At 36.8% G+C, this 23,267-nt stretch carries 20 protein-coding genes and 1 other RNA gene; 15 read left to right on the forward strand and 6 right to left on the reverse strand.

Annotated elements, in window-relative coordinates:
- Window positions 1–1,442 (reverse strand): muropeptide MFS transporter AmpG (gene ampG, locus M983_RS11765; RefSeq protein ID WP_074388169.1); only part of this gene is annotated, 1,442 nt, incomplete at its 3' end.
- Window positions 1,443–1,494: 52 nt separating this feature from the next.
- Complete coding sequence (locus M983_RS11770; RefSeq protein ID WP_066750813.1) at window positions 1,495–2,073, reverse strand: YajG family lipoprotein; 579 nt, start codon at window positions 2,071–2,073, stop codon at window positions 1,495–1,497.
- A gap of 324 nt (window positions 2,074–2,397) precedes the next feature.
- Between M983_RS11770 and bolA the strand changes: the two genes are divergently transcribed.
- The 9 genes from bolA to M983_RS11815 all read left to right on the forward strand — a co-directional run bounded on the left by bolA (window position 2,398) and on the right by M983_RS11815 (window position 13,434).
- Entirely contained in the window at window positions 2,398–2,712 is a 315-nt protein-coding gene (gene bolA, locus M983_RS11775; protein ID WP_066750815.1) for a transcriptional regulator BolA, read from the forward strand.
- 314 nt (window positions 2,713–3,026) lie between these two features.
- Window positions 3,027–4,331, forward strand: coding sequence for a trigger factor (gene tig / locus M983_RS11780; RefSeq protein WP_066750818.1), 1,305 nt, complete (start codon window positions 3,027–3,029; stop codon window positions 4,329–4,331).
- Window positions 4,332–4,590: 259 nt separating this feature from the next.
- Entirely contained in the window at window positions 4,591–5,214 is a 624-nt protein-coding gene (gene clpP, locus M983_RS11785) for an ATP-dependent Clp endopeptidase proteolytic subunit ClpP (protein ID WP_066750821.1), read from the forward strand.
- A 122-nt stretch (window positions 5,215–5,336) separates the two neighbouring features.
- Complete coding sequence (gene clpX, locus M983_RS11790; RefSeq protein WP_066750823.1) at window positions 5,337–6,608, forward strand: ATP-dependent protease ATP-binding subunit ClpX; 1,272 nt, start codon at window positions 5,337–5,339, stop codon at window positions 6,606–6,608.
- Window positions 6,609–6,868: 260 nt separating this feature from the next.
- On the forward strand, window positions 6,869–9,229 hold the full coding sequence (gene lon / locus M983_RS11795; protein ID WP_066750984.1) for an endopeptidase La: 2,361 nt from the start codon (window positions 6,869–6,871) through the stop codon (window positions 9,227–9,229).
- Window positions 9,230–9,404: 175 nt separating this feature from the next.
- Entirely contained in the window at window positions 9,405–9,719 is a 315-nt protein-coding gene (hupB, locus tag M983_RS11800; protein ID WP_066750986.1) for a nucleoid-associated protein HU-beta, read from the forward strand.
- Between the two features lie 474 nt (window positions 9,720–10,193).
- Window positions 10,194–12,071 carry a peptidylprolyl isomerase gene (gene ppiD, locus M983_RS11805; RefSeq protein ID WP_066750988.1) on the forward strand — a complete coding sequence of 626 codons (1,878 nt, stop codon included), beginning with the start codon at window positions 10,194–10,196 and terminating at the stop codon, window positions 12,069–12,071.
- A 329-nt stretch (window positions 12,072–12,400) separates the two neighbouring features.
- A complete protein-coding gene (locus M983_RS11810; protein ID WP_083954594.1) occupies window positions 12,401–12,781 on the forward strand; it encodes a ComEA family DNA-binding protein in 381 nt (126 codons plus the stop codon).
- Window positions 12,782–13,026: 245 nt separating this feature from the next.
- Window positions 13,027–13,434, forward strand: a complete 408-nt coding sequence (locus tag M983_RS11815; RefSeq protein WP_066750992.1) for an acyl-CoA thioesterase — start codon at window positions 13,027–13,029, stop codon at window positions 13,432–13,434.
- Between the two features lie 293 nt (window positions 13,435–13,727).
- Here M983_RS11815 and queC read toward each other — a convergent pair whose 3' ends face one another.
- Window positions 13,728–14,426 (reverse strand): 7-cyano-7-deazaguanine synthase QueC, encoded by a 699-nt coding sequence (gene queC / locus M983_RS11820; protein ID WP_066750995.1) that lies wholly within the window; start codon window positions 14,424–14,426, stop codon window positions 13,728–13,730.
- Window positions 14,427–14,585: 159 nt separating this feature from the next.
- Between queC and M983_RS11825 the strand changes: the two genes are divergently transcribed.
- From M983_RS11825 to amtB, 5 genes are all read left to right on the forward strand, one after another.
- Window positions 14,586–15,047 (forward strand): Lrp/AsnC family transcriptional regulator, encoded by a 462-nt coding sequence (locus M983_RS11825; RefSeq protein WP_066750998.1) that lies wholly within the window; start codon window positions 14,586–14,588, stop codon window positions 15,045–15,047.
- Window positions 15,048–15,102: 55 nt separating this feature from the next.
- A complete protein-coding gene (locus tag M983_RS11830) occupies window positions 15,103–16,848 on the forward strand; it encodes a SmdA family multidrug ABC transporter permease/ATP-binding protein (protein WP_066751000.1) in 1,746 nt (581 codons plus the stop codon).
- The gene (locus M983_RS11835; RefSeq protein ID WP_066751002.1) at window positions 16,835–18,622 is read left to right on the forward strand and encodes a SmdB family multidrug efflux ABC transporter permease/ATP-binding protein; all 1,788 of its coding nucleotides are present in this window, start codon (window positions 16,835–16,837) and stop codon (window positions 18,620–18,622) included. The genes M983_RS11830 and M983_RS11835 overlap by 14 nt, the downstream gene beginning before the upstream one ends.
- Window positions 18,623–18,877: 255 nt before the next feature.
- On the forward strand, window positions 18,878–19,216 hold the full coding sequence (locus tag M983_RS11840) for a P-II family nitrogen regulator (RefSeq protein WP_066751004.1): 339 nt from the start codon (window positions 18,878–18,880) through the stop codon (window positions 19,214–19,216).
- Between the two features lie 38 nt (window positions 19,217–19,254).
- Window positions 19,255–20,520: an ammonium transporter AmtB gene (amtB, locus tag M983_RS11845; protein WP_425415197.1), complete on the forward strand. Its 1,266-nt coding sequence runs from the start codon at window positions 19,255–19,257 to the stop codon at window positions 20,518–20,520.
- Between the two features lie 47 nt (window positions 20,521–20,567).
- Here amtB and tesB read toward each other — a convergent pair whose 3' ends face one another.
- Window positions 20,568–21,443, reverse strand: coding sequence for an acyl-CoA thioesterase II (gene tesB / locus M983_RS11850; protein WP_066751008.1), 876 nt, complete (start codon window positions 21,441–21,443; stop codon window positions 20,568–20,570).
- A 317-nt stretch (window positions 21,444–21,760) separates the two neighbouring features.
- Between tesB and ffs the strand changes: the two genes are divergently transcribed.
- Window positions 21,761–21,857, forward strand: an RNA gene (gene ffs, locus M983_RS11855) — signal recognition particle sRNA small type.
- Window positions 21,858–22,184: 327 nt separating this feature from the next.
- Here ffs and M983_RS11860 read toward each other — a convergent pair.
- Together M983_RS11860 and tomB are read right to left on the reverse strand one after the other, a co-directional pair.
- The gene (locus tag M983_RS11860; RefSeq protein ID WP_066751010.1) at window positions 22,185–22,388 is read right to left on the reverse strand and encodes an HHA domain-containing protein; all 204 of its coding nucleotides are present in this window, start codon (window positions 22,386–22,388) and stop codon (window positions 22,185–22,187) included.
- Window positions 22,389–22,433: 45 nt separating this feature from the next.
- Window positions 22,434–22,796, reverse strand: coding sequence for an Hha toxicity modulator TomB (gene tomB / locus M983_RS11865; RefSeq protein ID WP_066751013.1), 363 nt, complete (start codon window positions 22,794–22,796; stop codon window positions 22,434–22,436).
- Window positions 22,797–23,267: the final 471 nt, after the last annotated feature.

The following is a 23,267-nucleotide window of genomic DNA, read 5'->3' on the forward strand; positions in this document are numbered from 1 at the left end:
TAGAAAAAGAGCGTAGAAGTCCAGCTTGTTAAGAATTCGCGATCTATTGATTGTAGAAAACCCATTGATTGAACGCTTTTTAAATCAATAACAAAATGAGTAATCACAAAGAGTAAACTACAAGCAAAGAGTAATCCTGTAAGCATTAGACCATAAATAGCAAAGCGATATTGCTTAATAAAGTGGGTTCTTCTTAAAAACTCACCGGTTTCTTGGGTGTAATTAAGCGTACTTTTTGATACCAGTAATAAAATAAGACCAGGCACAGAAGCAACAATTGAGAATAAATAAAAAGCTTCCCAACCATGGCTTTCAACATACCAACCAGCAACAGGCCCAACATAAACACGACCGATAGCGGCTAATGCGGAGAGTAAGGCAAATTGTGTGGCGGAAAACGATTTATGACAAAGCGTCATTAATAAGGCCACAAAAGCCGCTGTTCCCATTCCTCCGCAAATATTTTCAAGGGCAACAACAGCGCCCATGCTGATAAGACTTTTTGAGGAAATGGCTAAATACCAATATCCAATATTAGAGGCACCTTGTAATATGCCAAAGATCATTAATGCTTTAAATAAACTCAATCGGCGCATTAATATCCCACCTAATAATGCACCGATAATAGTTGCGGCTAATCCTAGTGTTTTATTCACTAAGCCGACATCGCCTGCAAGAAAGCCCACTCCACGAATTAAAAAGGTGGTGCTGAGGCTAAGAGCAAAAGCATCTCCCATTTTATAAAGTACAATAAGCAATAAAATGAGCCACGCATTATTGCGTGAAAAGAATTCGTGTAATGGTTTAACGACAGCATCAGAAAGAGTACGAGGTGGTTTTACTTCAATTTCAGGTTCTTGTGCTAATAACGTTGCTATAATACCTATACCCATTAAGGCTGCCATTAGCCAATACATATTCTGCCAGCCAATATATTTATCAGCGAGCCATAGCGCCATTCCACCTGACACCAGCATTGCAATACGATAGCCTAATACAGAAACCGCAGCACCTGTGCCTCTTTCATCTGCTTTTAAGATATCTGTTTTATAAGCATCAAAAACAATATCTTGTGATGCTGAGCAAAAAGCGACAATGACAGCAAGAGAGGCAAGCCACCATAAGTGATGACTTGGGTTTAAAAACCCCATTCCAGCGATGCCTATTACTAGGCCAATTTGCGTTAATAGCATCCACCCTCTACGGCGCCCTAAAAAAGAAGGTGTATAGCGATCCATAAATGGAGACCATAAGAATTTAAAAACATAAGCTTGTCCAACCAAAGAGAAAAAACCAATCGTTTTTAAATCGATGTCTTCAACTGTCATCCATGCTTGTAACGTTCCTGCTGTTAATGCCAGAGGCAAGCCTGATGTAAAACCAAGTAACAGTAAGATAAACGATTTATACCAAGTGGTTTGTTTAAAGGCTGGTTGAACCATGCAAAAATTCCTTTCTACGGCCTGTAAATTAACGGGCGCTTTTCCAATTGAATTAACGAGCGTTTGATTTAATAAATTGACTTACTGAGGCGTCTTTCGCCATATCTTTTACTAATTCAGTTAAGACATTATTAATGGCAGCGGCAATTTTCTCATTACTTGCACCAAATGGACCTTGAACATTGTGGCTAGCGCGAAATGTTTTCGTATTAGAGCTACCATTAGGAAGGGTGACAATAACAGAGATATCGGCACTTGCACTAATGCTATGACGTACACTACCTTCGCTGACATCAGCATTAAGTTTATTGATTACGATAATGACATCAGCCGCCGCGGGTGAGCCTACCATGAAACCTCTTGCAATCATCTGTTTTTGTAATACTTCTTGCATTAAAAAGGAAAGGTCGCGTGTTGGCACTAATACATCTAGTTTTCCGTTACGATTAATTTCCGCTAAGGTTTTTGATGGACGCTTATCTTGGCTGGCGATATTTAAAGAGATTGGGCGCATGGTAGGGTCAGCCGCAGGTACTGACATAGTGGGTTCAATCGATAATTTATTGCTAGGCGTCGCACAGCCTGAAAGGAGTGTTAATGCAAAAACAGCACAGAGTATATTTTTAATCATGATATATTCTCGTTTAAATAAATTGGCTGCTTAGTAAGCAGAAAAGTTTTATAAATTTAATCTATCATACCATTGCTGATCTATTGCTAATATCCCTTTCACAAACGAATTTATCTGATTTTATCAGCTAATTTTCTTTTAAATTAAGCACTTTTACATTTTCTGATGTTTTATTTCGTGAGCAAAAATTTTACTCAAGATGAAAAATAGGCGATTATCTTTAAAAATAATCGAGGAAAATGAGTGATTACAGAGAATAAAAGGCTACTTAAGGCTTTTTTTTGTAAATCATTTAATTTTTATTTTGTGTTCGTAGGGGTTGAAATGATCCGTGATGATATCGAGAGTAAGCTTGCTTCACGCTTTTCTCCACATGTTTTGCAAGTCATAAATGAAAGTCATCGTCATAATGTACCTGAAGGCTCTGAAAGTCATTTTAAAGTGATCATCGTAAGTGATGAGTTTAATGATAAACGTAGTGTTTCGCGTCATAGAGAGGTGTATCAAACACTAACACATGAAATGGATAATGGAGTTCATGCATTAGCGCTTCACACTTTTACATTGAATGAATGGGATGAGCAACAAGATAAAGCATTACGCTCACCGGGATGCCGTGGTGGTAGCCAAGAAGATTAACTCGCTAAGTGTTAATTATTAAACTATTTGAAAGATGCTTATTTTTTGGTCTTTATTGGGGATAAAAGGAACATTTTACCCGATTTTATGAAAAAATTGAGGAATAAAACGGCTCTTTCTCGACTCATCCCCTCGAGATCGTTATAATGTCGCGTCTAATTTTCAGTAAGGTTTCGGGATGCTTTGATATCAGGGATCCTCGTTTTTTAAATGTGGCGGCCCCGGTTATGAAAATAGCGTAAGACTAACAGTGAATATCACGTTAGCTTCCTTTAAAGTAGACTGAGCACTAAAACTTATTTTGAGGTAACAAGATGCAAGTTTCCGTTGAAACGACTCAAGGCCTAGGTCGTCGTGTCACAATCACAGTACCAGCCGCTGATATCCAAACTGCTGTAGAGAGTGAACTGAAAAAAGCTGCTAAAAATGTTCGCATTGATGGCTTCCGTAAAGGTAAAGTTCCAATGACTATGGTTAAGCAGCGTTATGGTATGTCTGTTCTTAACGACGTTCTGGGTGATCTGATGCAGCGTAATTTCATTAACGCTATCATCGAAAATAAAGTCAATCCAGTTGGCGCGCCTGACTATAAACCAGAGCAATATAAAGAAGGTGAAGACTTCGTTTACTCTGTTGAGTTCGAAGTTTTCCCAGAAATCGAACTGAAAGGCCTAGAAGGCATTGAAGTTGAAAAACCTGTTGTCACTGTTAAAGATGAAGATGTAGACAACATGTTAGAAACGCTGCGTAAACAACAAGCTGAATGGAAAGATAAAGACGGCGAAGTGAGTGCAGAAGATCGTGTAACTGTTGATTTTAACGGTTCTATCGACGGTGAAGAGTTTGAAGGCGGAAAAGCTGAAGACTTCGTATTGGCTATGGGCCAAGGCCGTATGATCCCAGGTTTCGAAGACGGTGTTGTTGGTCATAAAGCAGGTGAAGAATTCACAATTGATGTGACTTTCCCTGAAGATTACCACGCTGAAAACCTGAAAGGTAAAAAAGCACAGTTTGCTATTAACCTGAAAAAAGTTGAAGAACGTGAACTGCCAGAATTAACAGAAGAGTTCATCAAACGTTTTGGTATTGCTGATGGTTCTATCGATGGTTTACGTACAGAAGTGCGTAAAAACATGGAACGTGAACTGAAAAATGCAATCCGTACTCGTGTTAAATCACAAGTAATCGATGGTTTAGTTAACGCTAATGACATTGATGTTCCTGCGGCTGCTATCAATAGCGAAATCGAAGTGCTACAACGTCAAGCGGCACAACGTTTCGGCGGTGATGAGAAACAAGCTCTGCAATTACCACGTGAATTGTTTGAAGAACAAGCAAAACGTCGTGTAATCGTTGGATTACTGTTAGGTGAAGTGATCAATAGTAACGAATTACAAGCAGAAGATGAGCGCGTTAAAACGCTGATTGATGAAATGGCTTCAGCATACGAAGATCCATCTGAAGTTGTTGAGTTCTACAGCAAGAACGAAGAATTAATGAATAACATTCGTAATCTTGCTTTAGAAGAACAAGCGGTAGAAAAAATCTTAGCAAATGCTAAAGTAACTGAAAAAGAAACTAACTTCACTGAACTAATGAACCAAGTTCAAATGGGTTAATTTTAAACCGCGAATATCGGTTTTTAAGTAAAAACCCGTGGTTTTATGCCACGGGTTTTTTTCAGTTTGTGTACTTTTATCGAACTTTGCCTTGAAATTTGAATAATTATCGCCAGATAATTCTATATTCTCATTATCACTCCTCGCGAGGCGACTCGAATGTCTTGTGAGAGATTAGATCATTAGAAATGGTCATGATCAATTATCTCAAGTAAAATTGTTGTCTTTGGCACCAATAAGAATGCAATAGGAGACAGACATGTCATTTAACGACACACAGGAACAATTCGCACCTAATATGGCTCTGGTGCCTATGGTTATAGAGCAAACCTCACGAGGAGAGCGCTCTTACGACATTTATTCACGTTTATTAAAAGAACGTATTATTTTTCTGACTGGCCAAGTCGAAGATCATATGGCCAATCTAATCGTTGCTCAGATGCTGTTTTTAGAAGCGGAAAACCCTGAGAAAGACATCAATTTATACATTAACTCACCTGGTGGTGTTATCACTGCGGGGATGTCTATCTATGATACCATGCAATACATCAAAGCGGATGTAAGTACAATTTGTATGGGGCAAGCGTGTTCAATGGGGGCGTTTTTATTATCAGCGGGTGCAAAAGGTAAACGTATTTGTCTGCCTAATTCTCGTGTGATGATCCATCAGCCTTTAGGTGGATACCAAGGTCAAGCTACGGATATTCAAATCCATGCTCAAGAAATTCTAAAAGTTAAATCTCGTATGAATGAGCTAATGGCTCAACATACAGGTAAATCTATTGAAGAAATAGAAAAAGACACTGAGCGTGATCGTTTCTTATCCGCTAATGAAGCGTTAAACTATGGGTTAGTTGATAAAGTCTATACGCAACGTAGCTAATGATTATTACATTTTGTTGGTGATTAAAATCTCATCGATAAAATGATTATCAATCTTTATTGTAAAAAGTATTTTCTTCTTCTTGTGACGTCATAAGAAGAATAACTAAGTGAGGTTGACTGATGACAGATAAGCGCAAAGATAGCTCAGGGAAGCTTCTGTATTGCTCTTTCTGCGGTAAAAGCCAGCATGAAGTTAAAAAACTTATTGCGGGTCCGTCGGTTTATATCTGCGATGAATGCGTTGATCTTTGTGTCGATATTATTCGTGAAGAAATAAAAGAATTGGCACCTCATCAAGAACGCAGTGAATTGCCAACGCCGCATGAAATCCGTAAGCACCTTGATGACTATGTTATCGGTCAGGAACTGGCAAAAAAAGTATTAGCTGTTGCCGTTTATAACCACTATAAACGCCTGCGTACAGGTGATAAAGCTGATGGTGTTGAGTTAGGTAAAAGTAATATCCTGCTAATAGGGCCTACAGGGAGTGGTAAAACACTGCTTGCTGAAACATTGGCTCGTTATCTTGATGTCCCTTTTACAATGGCAGATGCAACAACGCTAACAGAAGCGGGTTATGTGGGTGAAGATGTTGAAAATATTATCCAAAAACTGCTACAAAAATGCGATTACGATGTGCAAAAAGCACAACGTGGTATTGTGTATATTGATGAAATAGACAAAATAACTCGCAAATCTGAAAATCCATCTATTACACGTGATGTGTCAGGTGAAGGTGTTCAGCAAGCATTATTAAAATTAGTGGAAGGGACGGTCGCTTCTGTTCCACCACAAGGTGGTCGTAAGCATCCACAACAAGAGTTTTTACAAGTTGATACTTCTAAAATCCTCTTTATCTGTGGTGGTGCGTTCGCAGGTCTTGATAAAGTTGTTGCACAGCGTTTAAACACGCACTCAGGCATTGGTTTTGGTGCTGAAGTTAAAAGCCAAAATGAAAAAGCGAGTGAAGGTGAGTTACTCTCCAAAGTGGAACCAGAAGATCTGATTAAATTTGGTTTGATCCCTGAGTTCATTGGTCGTTTACCGGTTGTTGCAACGTTAGGTGAATTAACAGAAGATGCGTTAATTCAAATCTTACAAGAACCTAAAAATGCGTTAACTAAACAGTATCAAGCGCTATTTAAGCTCGAAGGTGTGGATTTAGAATTCCGTAAAGAAGCGCTGACAGCAATCGCGAAAAAAGCCATGATACGTAAAACCGGAGCTCGTGGTTTGCGCTCGATTGTTGAAGCTGCATTACTTGATACGATGTATGATCTTCCTTCTTTTGAAAATGCCCAAAAAGTCGTTATTGATGATGGCGTTATCAATGGAAAATCTGAGCCGTTGATTATTTATAGTCAACCTGAAAACCAGGCTTCAGGTGAATAATACACCGTACATTGGCAATGTCTCTTGTCTGACATTATCTGTTTTTCTTTCATAATTTGTGTGAAGAAGTCAGATAAAGCGCGCCAACGCCATAAAAATGAGGGATTTTTCCCTCATTTTGTTTTTTTAATGGGTAATGCTATTGAATGTCGGAAAAATGCCCTTATATATTTTGACAATCCGTGGAATTAATTTTATTTGGTGATATGCGAATAAAATTACCTGTAAAAGCGTTAAGCTAAAAACGAAGAGAGAGCTCTATGAATCCTGAGCGTCCAGAACGTATTGAAATACCTGTATTGCCATTACGTGATGTCGTTGTATATCCGCATATGGTGATCCCGTTGTTTGTTGGCCGTGAAAAATCAATTCATTGCTTAGAAGCTGCAATGAATGACAACAAACAAATCATGCTGGTTGCGCAGAAAGATGCATCTACTGACGAACCAGGTGTTAATGATCTTTTTTCCGTTGGTACTGTAGCGTCTGTTTTACAGATGTTGAAACTACCAGATGGAACAGTAAAAGTACTTGTTGAAGGTATTCGTCGTGCCAAAATCACGACACTGTCTGATAATGGGGAGTATTTTCAGGCCAAAGCTGAATACCTTGAAACGCCAGCTGTAGACGAGCGTGAGCAAGAAGTATTAAATCGCACAGCGATTAATCAGTTTGAAGGTTACATCAAACTGAATAAAAAAATTCCGCCAGAAGTTTTAGCTTCACTGCATACAATTGAAGAGTCTGCAAAATTAGCAGATACCATTGCTTCTCATATGCCATTGAAACTGAAAGATAAGCAAGCCGTGCTTGAAATGTCTGATGTGACAGAACGCCTAGAATATTTAATGGCGATGATGGAATCAGAAATCGATCTGCTACAAGTTGAAAAACGCATTCGTAATCGCGTTAAAAAGCAGATGGAAAAAAGCCAGAGAGAGTATTACCTCAATGAGCAAATGAAGGCTATCCAGAAAGAATTAGGTGAGATGGATGATGCACCTGATGAAATGGAATCGCTAAAACGTAAAATTGATGCAGCGAAAATGCCTAAAGAGGCAAAAGAAAAGACAGAGGCGGAACTTCAGAAATTAAAAATGATGTCGCCAATGTCTGCTGAAGCAACAGTCGTACGTAGCTACATTGATTGGATGGTTCAAGTACCTTGGAATAGCCGTAGCAAAGTCAAAAAAGACTTAGTGAAAGCGCAAGAAGTGCTTGATACTGACCACTATGGCTTAGAGCGTGTAAAAGACCGAATTCTTGAATATCTTGCTGTTCAATCGCGAGTAAGCAAAATAAAAGGCCCCATTTTATGCTTAGTAGGACCGCCAGGTGTCGGTAAAACCTCATTAGGACAATCTATTGCTCGTGCGACAGGTCGTAAATATGTTCGCATGGCATTAGGTGGCGTTCGTGATGAAGCTGAAATCCGTGGACATCGTCGCACTTATATCGGGTCAATGCCAGGTAAGCTCATTCAGAAAATGGTAAAAGTTGGTGTTAAAAACCCGCTTTTCCTATTAGACGAAATTGATAAAATGGCATCTGATATGCGTGGTGATCCTGCCTCTGCACTGTTAGAAGTGTTAGATCCTGAGCAAAATATCGCATTTAACGATCATTATTTGGAAGTGGATTACGATTTATCTGATGTGATGTTTGTTGCAACCTCTAACTCAATGAATATTCCAGCACCGTTATTAGACCGTATGGAAGTCATTCGCTTATCAGGTTACACAGAAGATGAAAAACTCAATATTGCAAAGCAACATCTATTGCCAAAACAAATTGAGCGTAATGCATTAAAGGCCAATGAGCTGACTATTCATGATAGTGCGATTATGGGGATTATTCGCTATTACACTCGTGAAGCGGGTGTGCGTGGTTTAGAACGTGAAATCTCTAAATTATGTCGTAAAGCGGTTAAACAGCTTCTGATGGACAAAAAAGTGAAACACATCGAAATCAATGAAGACAATCTCAAAGATTTCTTAGGTGTTCGCAAAGTTGACTACGGAAGAGCGGATACAGAAAATCGCGTTGGTATGGTCACAGGCTTAGCATGGACAGAAGTGGGTGGTGACCTACTGACTATCGAAACAGCAAGTGTGCCAGGTAAAGGTAAGCTGACATTCACTGGTTCTTTGGGTGAAGTCATGCAAGAATCTATCCAAGCAGCAATGACGGTTGTACGTGCAAGAGCTGAAAAGCTAGGTATCAACAACGATTTCTATGAGAAACGTGATATGCATGTACACGTGCCAGAAGGTGCAACACCAAAAGATGGTCCAAGTGCTGGTATTGCTATGTGTACGGCATTGGTATCAAGCTTAACGGGTAACCCTGTTCGTTCTGATGTTGCAATGACAGGTGAAATCACGTTACGTGGACAAGTTTTACCGATTGGTGGACTGAAAGAAAAGTTACTTGCTGCACATCGTGGTGGAATTAAGACAGTTCTTATCCCTGATGAAAACAAACGTGATTTAGAAGAAATTCCTGAAAATATTGTTGCAGACTTGGATATTCATCCTGTTAAGACAATTGAGGAAGTTTTATCTCTAGCACTAGAAAAATCACCGTTTGGCATGGAAGTAGTGACTAACAAATCTCATTAATGAGTGATATTGGTCATAAATTATAGCTAAAATTAAGGCTGGATAAGCAATTAAAGCTTGCCAGCCTTTTTTTGTGTCGTTAATTTAATGGGGATTTTAATTAAACATGCTGTTTTATCAGCCTTGTTATCTCTAAAAAGACCTGATATAACGACGTTTGCAAAATTTACCATTAATGGTAAAAAATAACGCACAAAATTATGGGGATGAACGCGTGAATAAAACTCAACTGATCGACAAAATTGCTGCAAATGCAGATATCTCAAAAGCGGCAGCAGGTCGTGTTGTAGATGCTCTGGTTTCTTCTATCACTGAATCTTTACAAAAAGGTGATGATGTTGCACTAGTAGGTTTCGGTACGTTCACTGTACGTGATCGTGCAGCTCGTACTGGTCGTAACCCACAAACGGGTAAAGAAATTCAAATTGAAGCTGCAAAAGTACCTGCATTCCGTGCTGGTAAAGGTCTGAAAGACGCAGTGAATCAATAATATTGAATTGTTTTTTCGCTATTTACTGTTTTTATTTAAACATTAAATCAGTGAAAATAACTCAATTAAGTAAAAAAGCGCATCTTTAACGGTGCGCTTTTCTTTTTTTGGGAAAAGTGAACGTATTATCAAAGCTACGTGATGATTAAAGCGTGTATTCTCTGGCGATAAGACGTGAAACTAGCGTAGTCATTTGATAGAATAGCGCGTTATTCTATAACTGAAATAGACAACAATGAATGATTCAGTGACGAGTAAAATCAATGGATCAAATAATGCTGTTTAGTTTTCTCTGTGTTAGAAAATGCATAGGCGTGCATATTTTTATACGAGACTGGCTATTTTGAAAGGATGTTATGTATTGTGACATTTTGATATCAGTCAGCATGAGCATATTGATAAGTTGTGCTCACATTAGTCGTGTAACGCTAATAAAATAATTTTTTACTTCACCAAACGGAGCCTCGTCTCGTTATGATGGACAACATTCGTTCAACTGCTGATAACCCAATTATCAAAGTGGTATTAGCTGTGATAATCCTCTCTTTCGTTCTAACCGGTGTGGGTGGATATCTATTTAGCTCAGGCGTTAATGATGCCGCTGAAGTTAATGGATATAAAATAAGTCGTTCTCAACTTGAACAAGCTTATCAACAACGTCGTGCTCAATTACAACAAGATATGGGTGATAATTTCGCGGCTCTTGCTGCTTCTGACGATGGACAAAAGCTTATTCGTCAACAAGCGCTTGATATGCTTATTAACCAAGCATTATTAAATCAATTTGCTCTAAATTTAGGTATTTCTGCGGGTGATCAGCAGATTAGAGATGCCATTTTTGCGCTTCCTTATTTTCAAACTAACGGCAAATTTGATAATAAAAAATACGTTGATTTATTAACTAGTAATCATATAGATGCAGATGCATTTGCTGAAAATATTCGTCAAAATCTGATTAATCAGCAATTACAATATTCTATTCAGGGCACTGATTTTGCCTTAGAAAGTGAAGTCAAAAGTTTTGCTGATTTGATGTTACAAACACGTAACGTGCGTTTAGCCACATTAGATATTCAGTCATTCTTAGAAAAAGAGACTGCATCTGATGAAGAGGTGAAAGCATTTTACGATCAGAATTCCCAAATGTTCGTAGCACCAGAACAGCTAAAAATCAGCTATATCCAAATTAATGCACAAAAAGACTTGAGCAACATCACGATTACTGATGATGAAGCAAAAGCGTATTATGATAGTAATATCAGCGAGTTCACAACGCCAGGTCAGAAAAAATACAGTATTTTAATGTTAGCTGATGAGGCAGATGCAAAAGCTGCTGAAGCCGAACTGAAAAAGGGTGCTGATTTCGTTAAATTAGTTAAAGAAAAATCAACAGATTCCTTCTCTGCTAAGCAAGATGGTTCTTTAGGTTGGATAACTATTGGTCAAGAGCTACCTGAATTAGCAAACGCAAATTTAACTGAGAAAGGGCAATATTCTGAGCCAGTAAAAGTGAGCAATGGTTATGCTATTTTCCGCCTTGATGATGTTAAACCTTCTGTTGAGAAACCATTCTCTGATGCTAAAAATGACTTAATTGCGAAAATGCGTGAAAACAAAGCAATTGATGATTTCTTTGCATTACAGCAAAAAGTAAGCGAAGCGGCATCTAATGATAATGATACGTTAGAGTCAGCGGCTAAAGCGGGCAATACAAAGGTGATTAGTACAGATTGGTTTGATGAATCCACTGTACCTGCTGCATTAAATAACGAGAAGCTGACACAACTTCTCTTTGGTGGTTCACTCATTGATGAAAATGGCCCTACAGGTATGAATTCAGATATGGTGACATTTGGTAATGACAGCGCGTTTATTGTTCGTGTTGAAGGCTACAAGCCATCAGCGACAGAGCCACTAGATAAAGTTCGTGACAAAGCCACTTTATTGGTTAAACAGCAAAAAGCGGCTAAGGCTATGGATAGTGAAGCTCAGAAGTTACTGACGGCGTTAAAAGAAGGTAAGGGTGAAGAAGCAATGAAAGCGGCTAACGTCTCTTTTGGTGCGACAGAAAGCATGTCACACTCTTCATCAACTGATGCAATACAAACAGCCGTTTTCTCTATGCCAAAACCAGCTGAAGGCAAAAAAGAGTATGGTATTTCTCATATACCAGGCTCAAAAGCCGTGTTAATTGAGTTAGACGGTGTTACAGATGGCAAGCCATCAACTGAGCAACTTGAATTTATGGCTAACCTTTATCGGACTCAAATGGGTGAAGAAGCCTTACAGTTGATGCTAAAAGACTTAAAAGATAAAGCTAAAATTGAGATTTTTGATAGAGACTATCAATAAGTTATATTCAATCACTCATAAAAACTTAGCTTAATGGAATAACCCCCAATAGTTGAACCATCAATTACTGGGGGTTTTTTTATCTCTACAGTTCACTCGATTATCTATTTATAAAATTATTTCGCTCGCTATTTTTATTTACTTAGTGTGATAGCGCTCGTGTTTTTTTTGCCATATTTCTTTTGGCTATTTTTTATTTATCTAACTTACTCGTATTTTTAACTTCCTTTAATTGATTATATTTCAATGTGTTGGCATTATTTTTTTATAAGCGGTAAATGCTGCTTATATCAAAATTAATGATGTTTATAAAAAGGAGAGTTATAAAAATGGATCAAAAAAGAGTTTCAAAATTAATGAGTTTGAAATTTATCGCCCCTATTTTTCTAGCGTTAGGTGTTAGTTTTTCACCTATTTCATATGCTGATGATATTGCGCCAACAACACCCATGATTTCTATCGAAAAAGGAGAGGTTAAGCAAGGAGCAGAGACCGAGATAAAAGCTAATACAGAAGGCAAAGTTGATATTAATACAGCAACGCTTGATGAGCTTATGGCATTAAAAGGTATTGGTAAAGCGAAGGCTCAAGCCATTATTGATTATCGTGAAAAATTAGGTCGTTTTAGTTCTATAGAACAACTTGAAAAAGTGTTCGGTATTGGTGTAAAACTTATCGATCAAAATAGAGACTTTATTATTATCGGTTAATAGACAGCGATAGTTTTATCTGTCGCATTCACGAATAGTAATTTACTGTATTATCTCTTTTTTTATCTATACGTACTCTTTTTTATACAATGGAAAGAGTACGATTTATAGAGTTCTGTCATAAATTTAATATACTAATTGTGAATAATCAGGATTAGTTAATTACTTAATCTATTTTTTGCTATATTTACCTTTACGTTACGTAATAGTTAAAAGTTTTATTAATAATCAAAAGGTAATAAAAAATGAGCACATTAATTAAAGTTTATGGATTTCACTTAGATGTTTTTGAGCATGTAAATAATGCTCGTTATCTTGAATTTTTAGAACAGGCCCGTTGGGATTGGATAAAACAACATTTAGATTTTTCTTGGTTTAAGCGTAATGGCGTAGCGCTAGTGGTTGCAAATATCAATATTAACTATCGTTTACCTGCAAGCTTAGGGGACGAGTTAATTATAGATTGCCAAGTTTCAGAAATTGGTATTAAAAGCGGTGTACTTGCTCAAAAAATTGTTAGAAAAAGTGATAATGCTTTAATTTCAGATGCATTAATTACTTTTGTTCTTATTGATAGTAAAACTAAAAAAGCATTAACGCTGACAGAACAGTTAAAAGAAAAACTTGAGTATGTTAGACAATCAGAGGATTAAGATAAATCAAAAGAACTATTGCCGGTAATTAAGTAGCAAACTGAGTGACTCTTTTAATTTACTATTGTGGCAAAAGTGAAATCAGGATCTGATGTGAATGAATTAAGCGAGCCAATATAGGCTAAATACAAATGAACTTAATATACGCAGTGATAACTTAAAATTATCACTGCTAGCGCCTTAAAAAATTATTATGAATACTTATTCTATAAATTAGTATCAAAGTGCTGTAATAAAAAACATTTCATATAAATCAAACTATTATCAAATAATTTAAAACTAAGATAGCGTGATTATTTGAGGCCAACACTTTTTTTCATTGATGTCATTATGCGAGATTTATCTTGCAAATACATAGCTAGCCCACGAGCTCTTAAATGGCATGCCGCACATTCGCCACAACCATCACCTTGAACACCGTTGTAGCAAGTTAATGTCTCATTACGAATAAATTCTAATTTATTATAGTAATCAGCCAGAGCCCAGGTTTGTGCTTTGTCTAGCCACATTAGTGGTGTGATAAATTTAATATCACGAGCAATACCTAAATTAACCGCGTGGTTTAATGCTTTAACAAATTCATCTCGACAATCAGGATAGCCAGAGAAATCAGTTTCGCATACACCAGTAATAACACTTTCTGCACCAATTTGATAAGCATAAATAGCCGCTAATGTAAGAAATAGAATATTTCTACCTGGTACAAATGTGCTTGGAATATCGCTTTCTTCGCTTTCTTTAAAGTCAGGAACAGGAATATTATCTCGTGTTAAACTGCTAATAGCTAACTCATTAAGTAAGCTAACATCTAAGACTTTATGTGCAGCTACGCCTAATAAATGACTTATTTTTTGTGCTACCTCAATTTCTTCTTTATGACGTTGCCCATAATTAAAGGTAATACAATGTACTTCATCGTACTGTTCTATTGCTTGGATAAGGCATGTTGTCGAATCTTGTCCACCACTAAAGACAACGACCGTTTTTTTCATCAGAATACTCCTGAATATTGAGTTTTTATAGGTGTTTGTACGCATAATATTGCCAATATTATGGCAATTAATAATCGTTTTATCAGTTGATGATTATTCTTATAGGTAAGGTGAAGGTTATCACTATTTTTAACGGGGGCATATTTTGAAGGAGTATTTATGTTAGATAAAATTGACAAGAAGTTATTAGCACTATTACAAGAAGATTCAAGCCTCTCATTGAACACACTCGCTGAGGCAGTTAACCTAACCTCAACACCTTGCTGGAAACGATTGAAAAGATTGGAAGACGATGGGTATATTCGTAAACGTGTTGCATTGCTTGATAGTGAAAAAATTGGGCTAGGTCTAACAGTTATTGTTATGATAAGAACACAACAACATAGTAGCGAATGGTATGAAGAATTCGTTTCATTTGTTAAACAAATGCCAGAAGTACTGACATTCTATCGAATGGCAGGTGAGTGTGATTATCTTATGCACGTAGAAGTTGTCGACATGAAAAGTTATGATAAGTTTTATAAACGCATGGTAAATGGTGTTCCAGGACTTATTGATGTCGTTTCAAACTTTGCGATGGAAAAAATTAAATACACAACGGCAATGCCGATACCTGAATAAAATCCATTCTTTACCAACTGGCAATTTATTTTTAAATAACCTTAGGATTTAAGGCGTGGCTCTATTTTCTCAGCTTAGTTGGTATTTCCTCAGTGAATGGCGTCGTTATGCCGGGGCCATTTGCTTATTAATCGTGATTGCTGTGTTACAAGTGATCCCACCAAAAATTGTTGGAATTATTGTTGATGGTGTTGATAAACATAGTTTCTCATTCAAAAACGTCATGGTTTGGGTGGGGGCTATGGTTGTCATTGCTATTGCCGTTTATCTTTTACGTTATGTTTGGCGACTATGGTTATTCGGTGCATCTTATCAGCTTGCTGTAAAATTACGTATGCAGGTTTATCAGCAACTCAGCCTACAATCCTCTTCTTTTTATCATCGTTACCGCACTGGCGATTTAATTGCTCGTACAACTAATGATGTTGATAAAGTGGTTTTTGCAGCAGGTGAGGGAGTGCTTACACTTGTAGACTCTATGGTGATGGGACTGGCTGTTCTTGTAATGATGAGCATTCAATTAAGCTGGCAATTAACCCTTATTTCACTACTCCCTATGCCAATTATGGCAATTTTAATTAAACGTTATGGTGATAAGTTACATCATCGTTTTAAAAAAGCACAATCACTGTTCTCATCACTGAATAATCAAGCTCAAGAAAGCTTGAGCAGTATCCGTATGATCAAATCTTTTGGTCTAGAACAACAGCATACTTCTCGTTTTGATGATGTTGCCAAAGAAACAGGCCATCAAAATATGCGAGTAGCTAGGGTTGATGCTTTATTTGATCCTACTATTTTTATTGCTATCGGTTTATCGAATTTATTTGCCGTCGCTGGTGGTAGCTATCTTGTTTTACAAGATAAAATGACCTTAGGTGAGCTCACAAGTTTTGTAATGTACCTAGGGCAAATGATTTGGCCTATGTTAGCGCTTGCTTGGATGTTTAATATCGTTGAGCGAGGTAGTGCTGCTTATAGTCGGATTAATGCATTATTAGATGAAAAGCCAGATATGAAGGATGGTTTACTTTCTCCTTCAAATGAACGTGGTGTATTAAAAGTAGATATCCAGCGCTTTCATTATCCTGAACAGGAAACTGATATCCTTAAGGATATCCATTTCACGTTATCACCTGGCGAAATGTTGGGTATTTGTGGTATGACTGGCTCAGGAAAAAGTACGTTACTCTCACTTATTCAGCGACATTATGATGTTACTGAAGGCGAAATTAGCTTTCAATCGATTCCTATTTATCAACTAAAACTTGATGAATGGCGAGCACGTTTAGCGGTTGTTAATCAAACACCTTTTCTGTTTTCTGACACAATTGCAGGCAATATAGCCCTTGGTCGTCCTGATGCAACACATGATGAAATTATTGCTGTCGCAAAACTCGCCAATATTCATGAAGATATTGAACATCTTCCTGATGGCTATCAAACGCAAGTGGGTGAAAAAGGCGTTATGCTATCAGGTGGTCAAAAACAACGTATTTCTATAGCGCGTGCATTGTTACTCGATGCTGAAATTTTATTATTAGATGATGCGCTATCTGCTGTTGATGGGCAAACAGAATATCAAATCCTACAAAATTTATCGCAGTGGCGAAAAGATAGAACACTGATTATCACGGCACATCGCTTATCAGCGCTTGTTGAGGCTTCAAATATCCTTGTCTTGAAACAAGGTATTGTTACAGAACAAGGCACTCATCAAAAACTTATTTCAGTCCCTGGCTGGTATCAAGATATGTATCATTATCAACAATTAGAGGCTGCATTGGATGACGATAAATAAAAGTAAATCCGTTAAAGCACTGTGGCCAACATTAAAGCGTTTATTAACTTATGGAAGAAGCTACCAAAAACCGATGACATGGGGGGTTGCTATGTTATGGGTTGCTGCTATTGCAGAAGTAGGTGGCCCTCTTATTATCAGCTATTTTATTGATAAAAAAGTTGCAACCGATAATGTTGAGTTATTTTCAGCGCTGGGCTTAGCCTGTGCTTTTATTATTTTACAAATTATTGCAGCTCTATTGCATTATTATCAAGCTATTGCCTTTAACTCTGCAGCAGTAGGGATTGTTCAGCAACTTCGAACAGATGTTATGGCTTCTGCGCTCAAACAGCCTTTAAGCGCGTTTGATAATCAGCCAGTAGGTCAATTAATTTCTCGAGTTACTAACGATACAGAAACAATAAAAGATCTTTTTGTGAATGTGCTACCAACGCTATTTAGAGCGATTGCTTTGGTTGTTGTCATGCTAATAGCAATGTTTTTATTAGAGTGGCAAATGGCACTAGTCGCAATGACGATATTCCCCGTCGTTATTGGTGTGATGATGCTATATCAGCGATTAAGTACACCTATTGTGCGTAATGTTCGCCATTTTCTTGCCAATATTAATGATGGCTTTCATGAAGTGATTAATGGTATGCCTGTTATTCAGCAATTTAGGCAACAAGCACGATTCGGTGAAAGAATATCAAATGATAGCTGGCAACATTATGGCGCACGTATGAAGGCGCTAAAATTAGATGGGATATTGTTGCGTCCTTTGCTTAGTATGCTCTCAGCATTAGTTTTATGTGGATTATTAATACTTTTCGGCTACCAAGGTAGCGCAGTCATTGGTGTTGGTGTTATATACGCCTTTATTAGTTATCTAGGACGATTAAACGAGCCACTAATCACATTGACATCACAACAATCTATTTTACAACAGGCGGTTGTTTCGGGTGAGCGTGTCTTTGAGCTAATGGATGCGCCAATTCAGAACTACGGCACATCTGATAGCATCATTACAAACGGTGAAATCAATATTCGTGATCTTTGGTTTGCCTATCGTGAACAGCAATGGGTATTAAAAGAGATTAACTTAACGATACCATCACATCATTTTATTGCCTTTGTTGGTCATACAGGGAGTGGAAAAAGTACATTAGCTAGCTTATTAATGGGTAACTATCCTTGGCAGAAAGGAAATATTGATATTGATGGTCATCCTTTAGAAAGCTATTCACATTCTGTATTGCGCCACAATATTGCAATGGTACAGCAAGATCCCGTTCTATTATCAGGTACATTGTACGACAACATTACGCTAGGGCGAGAGTGTAATGAGTCCCATCTTTGGGATGTGTTAAAAATAGTGCAACTGGATAATTGGGTTAAATCATTGCCTGATGGTTTACAGACTTCATTAGGGGAACAAGGTAGTCGTTTATCAGCAGGGCAAAAACAATTACTTTCATTAGCAAGAGTATTACTTATTCCACCTAGAATACTGATATTAGATGAAGCAACAGCTAATATTGATTCAGGTACAGAGCAGGCAATACAAAAAGCGTTAAAAGTATTAAGGGAAAATACAACACTGATAGTAATTGCTCATAGATTGTCAACGATTACGGAGGCAAATCAAATTGTTGTGCTTCATCGTGGTGCAATTGTTGAACAAGGTGATCATGCCCAATTGCTTTCTCAAAAAGGGCGATACTACCATATGTATCAGCTTCAAAAAGTCAAAGAATCATTACTAGTAGAAGAGCAAGTTGATGTAACTTAACATACTGTTAATTAAGTCAATTTAATCATTAAATATTCTCATCTCACTCAAAGAGGACGTATTATTATTTACGTCCTCTTATTGCCTATCATTATTTCCTTTCCATTTATTTATGTTTTCTTTATGCACTAATTTAGTGATTTCTCTTTTTTAATTCTATTTTTTTAGCAATATTTGTTTATTTTTCAATGGATTAATTATTGGCATTGATTTTGCTTTATCTATTTTGTTCACCCTAAAACCACAGAGGTTTATATGAAATATATCATCGCAATAATTAAGCCATTTAAGCTAGAAGATGTTAGAGAAGCATTATCTGAATTAGGTATTCAGGGAATGACGATTAGTGAAGTAAAAGGATATGGTCGACAGAAAGGGCATGCAGAGTTGTATAGAGGTGCTGAATATGAAGTAAATTTTTTACCTAAGGTAAAAATAGAAATAGCAATAAGTGATGAGCTACTTGAGCCTGTAACACACGCTATTATTCAAACAACAGATACAGGAAAAGTGGGTGATGGAAAAGTATTTATTTTTGAATTATCTCAGGCAATCCGTGTTCGCACTGGCGAGTCTGGCGATGAAGCACTTTAAGGAAAATTCTTATGAAACGTTTACCTTATATTTTATTAATGTTAGCACTTACATACTTTTCATTACCTGTTTTTGCAACAGAGACCGTTATTGCTGATAAGGCAGATAATGGTTTTATGTTGATTTGTGCTGCTTTGGTTTTCTTTATGACGTTGCCTGGCATCGGTCTTTTTTATGGTGGATTATTACGCAGTAAAAATGTCTTATCATTAATGACACAAGTGATGCTGATATTTAGTGTTGTAATTATTCTTTGGATCACTTTTGGTTATAGTTTAGCATTTTCAGTCGGTAATAAATTCTTTGGTGGGTGGTCACTTACTTTTTTAAATAATATATCAATCAATGATTTAACGGGGACTATCAACCAATATATTCATGTTGCTTTTCAAGGCTCATTTGCAGTTATCACTATCGCTCTAATTGTGGGTGCGTTAGGTGAACGAATTCGTTTTTCTGCTCTACTTATCTTTTGTGTTATTTGGTTTACATTCTCCTATGTGCCTATTGCTCATATGGTCTGGGGTGATGGTGGATGGTTAATTGATGATGGCGCACTTGATTTTGCAGGTGGTACTGTCGTTCATATCAATGCAGCAGTTGCTGCCCTTGTTGGCGCTTACTTACTTGGAAAGCGTAGTGATTATCAACATACTGCATTAAAACCACATAATTTACCGATGGTCTTTATAGGAACAGCAGTACTCTATATTGGATGGTTTGGATTTAATGCAGGTTCAGCTGCGAGTGCAAATAATATTGCTGCACTTGCTTTCTTAAATACCGTTGTTGCAACAGCAGGTGCAGTGCTTTCTTGGACATTAGCGGAATGGCTAATAAGAGGTAAGCCTTCAATGCTGGGAAGTTGTTCAGGATGTATTGCTGGCCTTGTTGCGATTACACCAGCAGCAGGTACTGTTGGTCCTATGGGGGGGCTAATAATAGGGCTTGCTGGTGGTATTGTTGGCTTATGGGGAGTTGTTATGCTAAAGCGTTGGTTAAAAGCGGATGACGTGTGTGACGTTTTTGGTATTCACGGAACTTGCGGTATTGCAGGATGCTTATTAACCGGTGTTTTTACATCATCAACGCTTGGTGGTGTTGGCTATAGTGAAGGTATCACGTTAAATCAACAAGTTTTAACCCAATTATTTAGCGTTATTATCACGATAATATGGTCTGGTATTGTTTCTTATATCAGTTTTAAAATTGCGGATAAATTGGTTGGATTGCGTGTTTCACAAGAAGAAGAATATGATGGTTTAGATTTAACAACGCATGGCGAGAGAGCTTATCAACAATAATTGTCTATTCCCCCTCATATAGAGGGGGGAATATCTGCTTTTCTATACTACTTAGTATGTTTAGTCCGCTTTTTACGAATAACACCTTCTTGAACAGATGATGCCACTAACTGGCCATTTGTATTAAAGATTTTTCCTCTGACAAATCCCCTACCACCTGATGCTGATGGGCTTTCAACAGCATAAAGTAGCCAATTATCGACACTAAATGGGCGATGAAACCACATTGAATGATCAATCGTTGCAACTTGAAGTTCAGGTTGTAAAAAACCTAAACCATAAGGTTGTAGCGATGTAGGAAGAAAATCAAAATCAGAAATATAGCCCAGTAAATATTGATGTAAGAAAGGATCCGCTGCAATTTTTCCTCGGCTACGATACCAAACATAACGTTCAGCGGGTGCTTTAGGGTAACCAAATGGGCTGAAATATTGCACTGGTCGTGCTTCAAATGGTGTTTCTCGTAATGCAAATGTTTTGATAGGCTCGGGTAATTTTGATGCGAATTTCTTAATTATCTCATCTTGAGAGACTAATTCATCAGGGAATGGAACATCAGGCATACTATCTTGATGCTCAAAACCTTCTTCAAATTCTTGAAATGACACCGTCATATAAAAAATAGGCTTGCCATTTTGGATGGCGCTAACTCTACGTGTACTAAAAGAACCGCCATCTCGAATATTTTCAACATCGTAAACTATGGGTTTATGACTATCACCTGGTCGTAAAAAATAGCTATGAAAAGAGTTAATATGGCGGCTTTCTACAACAGTTTGCTTTGCAGCATAGAGCGCCTGTCCTACAACTTGCCCACCAAATACTTGTGGTAATCCTAAGTCTTCACTCTGTCCTCGAAATAAACCTTCTTCTATTTTTTCAAGCTTCATCAAATTGATGAGGTCGGTTAATGCCTGGCTCATAGTGTACCTATATCATAAGGTGATTATTTTTTATAAAACGAATTATATACAATTCAAACTAAGATAAAAAATGATCTATGGTGCTATCTCAAATAATATTCATAATTTTACGCATTATGATTGTTATTGCTGGGTTAAGTACGATGATCATTTACAGAAGACGGTGTAATGAAAAAGAGGATAGGAATTAATAAAAAACAATGAGAAAGAATACTCATTTGGGTAATTAATCATCACTTAGATTGGGTTCCCTTGCTATTTGGGTCACTTTAAAAGATAATACTCAGCGTCTTAGCAATAAGACATCAATGGGGTCTTGTTGGTTCTCCCGCAACACTAACTTGTTAACTCGGTCAGGTCCGGAAGGAAGCAGCCATGATGAGTGTCGTGTGTGCCGGGATGTCGCTGGCAAGGCCCCACCCAATTTCACTTTTTGTGTTATTCAATTTAAAATTATATTATCCATCTCTTCTCTTTTATCCATTTCTTATTCTTTTCATTTTATTTATTAAAAATAAAAAATGACAATCTATTATTTTTAGATAATAGATGTAAAGAAATTTGAAAAAATGTAAGTAGTGAAATATGCGCATGCCGTCCGCAACTGTACGGCATGATAAAGTAAGTATTCTACTGATAGAAAAAAAACGAGAATAAAACGAAACCTAAATAAAAATCAATAGACCTATTTTTATAAAAATAAGCATAAAAAAGAAAAATAGGGCAATAAATAGTGTTTAATTATCTCACAAATTTCCAAACAGAGGCGGGGATTTTATCGTAAAGCTTATTCATTGTAAGTTCAGCTAAACGATGATCGGCTGCTGAATAAAACAGTTCAAGCTCATCTTCAGTAAGTTCGTATTTATTCTTTTCAATCACTCGTTCTAATGTTTCGATAGAAGTGCACTTTCTTAAACGCATTAGGTAGTCTGTCTTAGTCATGTTGTCTTTTCTCTATTATTTTAAATAAATTAAAAGTAATTAATTTTACTTAATAAAACTTGTGGGATTTGTAGCAATTAGAGTTAAAAGTGATTGGTTTAACTCTTTCCAATTATTTAGTTCTGAGTCGGAAATTGAGGTATTACCAAATAAACTATATGTTTCATCGAGGTACTCTTCAATTAGAGTATTAATGGCATGTTTATTAGGATACTTTATCTTAAATTTCCAGCTAAAGTTCATAATATGCTCAATAAGAACATTTAAATTAACACTTTTTGCGCTACTCAGATCATTATTCCAAGTTGTCATATTGTTTTCTAGAGAGCTAAGGGCTTGTTGTAATAGCTCTTCAAATAGAAATGACAACTCAGTTAAATCTACTTTTTCTGGTGAATATTCGTCCATAACTTATTGATATATGAATTAATGAAAAAGCCATTTAATAATGATAAATACTTACAGAATAAGCAATTAATATGACTTGTTACATAATTCATTGAGAGATTAATAAAAGAACCTCGAATAAAATGAGTATTTATTTTTATGCATGAAAATAAAGCTAATAATAATATTTATTATATCTTGTTAAGTAATAGCATATTTGAAGAGGATGTACTGAACAAGATATAACAAAACGTACCATACATACTTTATACTGGTTTAAAATTAGTACAACAAAAAAATTGTCTTTGCTTAATATAGCACTATTATTGCATAAGTCACTATCTGAACAACAGAAATTTGTCTATTTTCGTAAAAATTAATTATCGCTAATAGAAGTTATGTTTTTTTAACATAATGATTATCTTTGTTTTGTTATTGTTTGATTGTTAAAGTTACAAATAGTGCGACTAACGAGTCATTGCTTCTAAATAA

The organism is Proteus myxofaciens ATCC 19692 (assembly GCF_001654855.1).
GTDB lineage: Bacteria > Pseudomonadota > Gammaproteobacteria > Enterobacterales > Enterobacteriaceae > Proteus > Proteus myxofaciens.

Excerpts from the sequence above, each read along its gene's own strand:
- M983_RS11860 (WP_066751010.1), bottom strand. The coding sequence starts at position 22,388 with ATGACTAAGACAGACTACCTAATGCGTTTAAGAAAGTGCACTTCTATC.
- M983_RS11810 (WP_083954594.1), top strand. The coding sequence starts at position 12,401 with ATGGATCAAAAAAGAGTTTCAAAATTAATGAGTTTGAAATTTATCGCC.
- M983_RS11825 (WP_066750998.1), top strand. The coding sequence starts at position 14,586 with ATGTTAGATAAAATTGACAAGAAGTTATTAGCACTATTACAAGAAGAT.
- clpP (WP_066750821.1), top strand. The coding sequence starts at position 4,591 with ATGTCATTTAACGACACACAGGAACAATTCGCACCTAATATGGCTCTG.
- tesB (WP_066751008.1), bottom strand. The coding sequence starts at position 21,443 with ATGAGCCAGGCATTAACCGACCTCATCAATTTGATGAAGCTTGAAAAA.
- M983_RS11835 (WP_066751002.1), top strand. The coding sequence starts at position 16,835 with ATGACGATAAATAAAAGTAAATCCGTTAAAGCACTGTGGCCAACATTA.
- clpX (WP_066750823.1), top strand. The coding sequence starts at position 5,337 with ATGACAGATAAGCGCAAAGATAGCTCAGGGAAGCTTCTGTATTGCTCT.
- hupB (WP_066750986.1), top strand. The coding sequence starts at position 9,405 with ATGGTAAAAAATAACGCACAAAATTATGGGGATGAACGCGTGAATAAA.
- tig (WP_066750818.1), top strand. The coding sequence starts at position 3,027 with ATGCAAGTTTCCGTTGAAACGACTCAAGGCCTAGGTCGTCGTGTCACA.
- M983_RS11815 (WP_066750992.1), top strand. The coding sequence starts at position 13,027 with ATGAGCACATTAATTAAAGTTTATGGATTTCACTTAGATGTTTTTGAG.
- amtB (WP_425415197.1), top strand. The coding sequence starts at position 19,255 with ATGTTAGCACTTACATACTTTTCATTACCTGTTTTTGCAACAGAGACC.
- M983_RS11770 (WP_066750813.1), bottom strand. The coding sequence starts at position 2,073 with ATGATTAAAAATATACTCTGTGCTGTTTTTGCATTAACACTCCTTTCA.
- bolA (WP_066750815.1), top strand. The coding sequence starts at position 2,398 with ATGATCCGTGATGATATCGAGAGTAAGCTTGCTTCACGCTTTTCTCCA.
- lon (WP_066750984.1), top strand. The coding sequence starts at position 6,869 with ATGAATCCTGAGCGTCCAGAACGTATTGAAATACCTGTATTGCCATTA.
- queC (WP_066750995.1), bottom strand. The coding sequence starts at position 14,426 with ATGAAAAAAACGGTCGTTGTCTTTAGTGGTGGACAAGATTCGACAACA.
- M983_RS11840 (WP_066751004.1), top strand. The coding sequence starts at position 18,878 with ATGAAATATATCATCGCAATAATTAAGCCATTTAAGCTAGAAGATGTT.
- ppiD (WP_066750988.1), top strand. The coding sequence starts at position 10,194 with ATGATGGACAACATTCGTTCAACTGCTGATAACCCAATTATCAAAGTG.
- tomB (WP_066751013.1), bottom strand. The coding sequence starts at position 22,796 with ATGGACGAATATTCACCAGAAAAAGTAGATTTAACTGAGTTGTCATTT.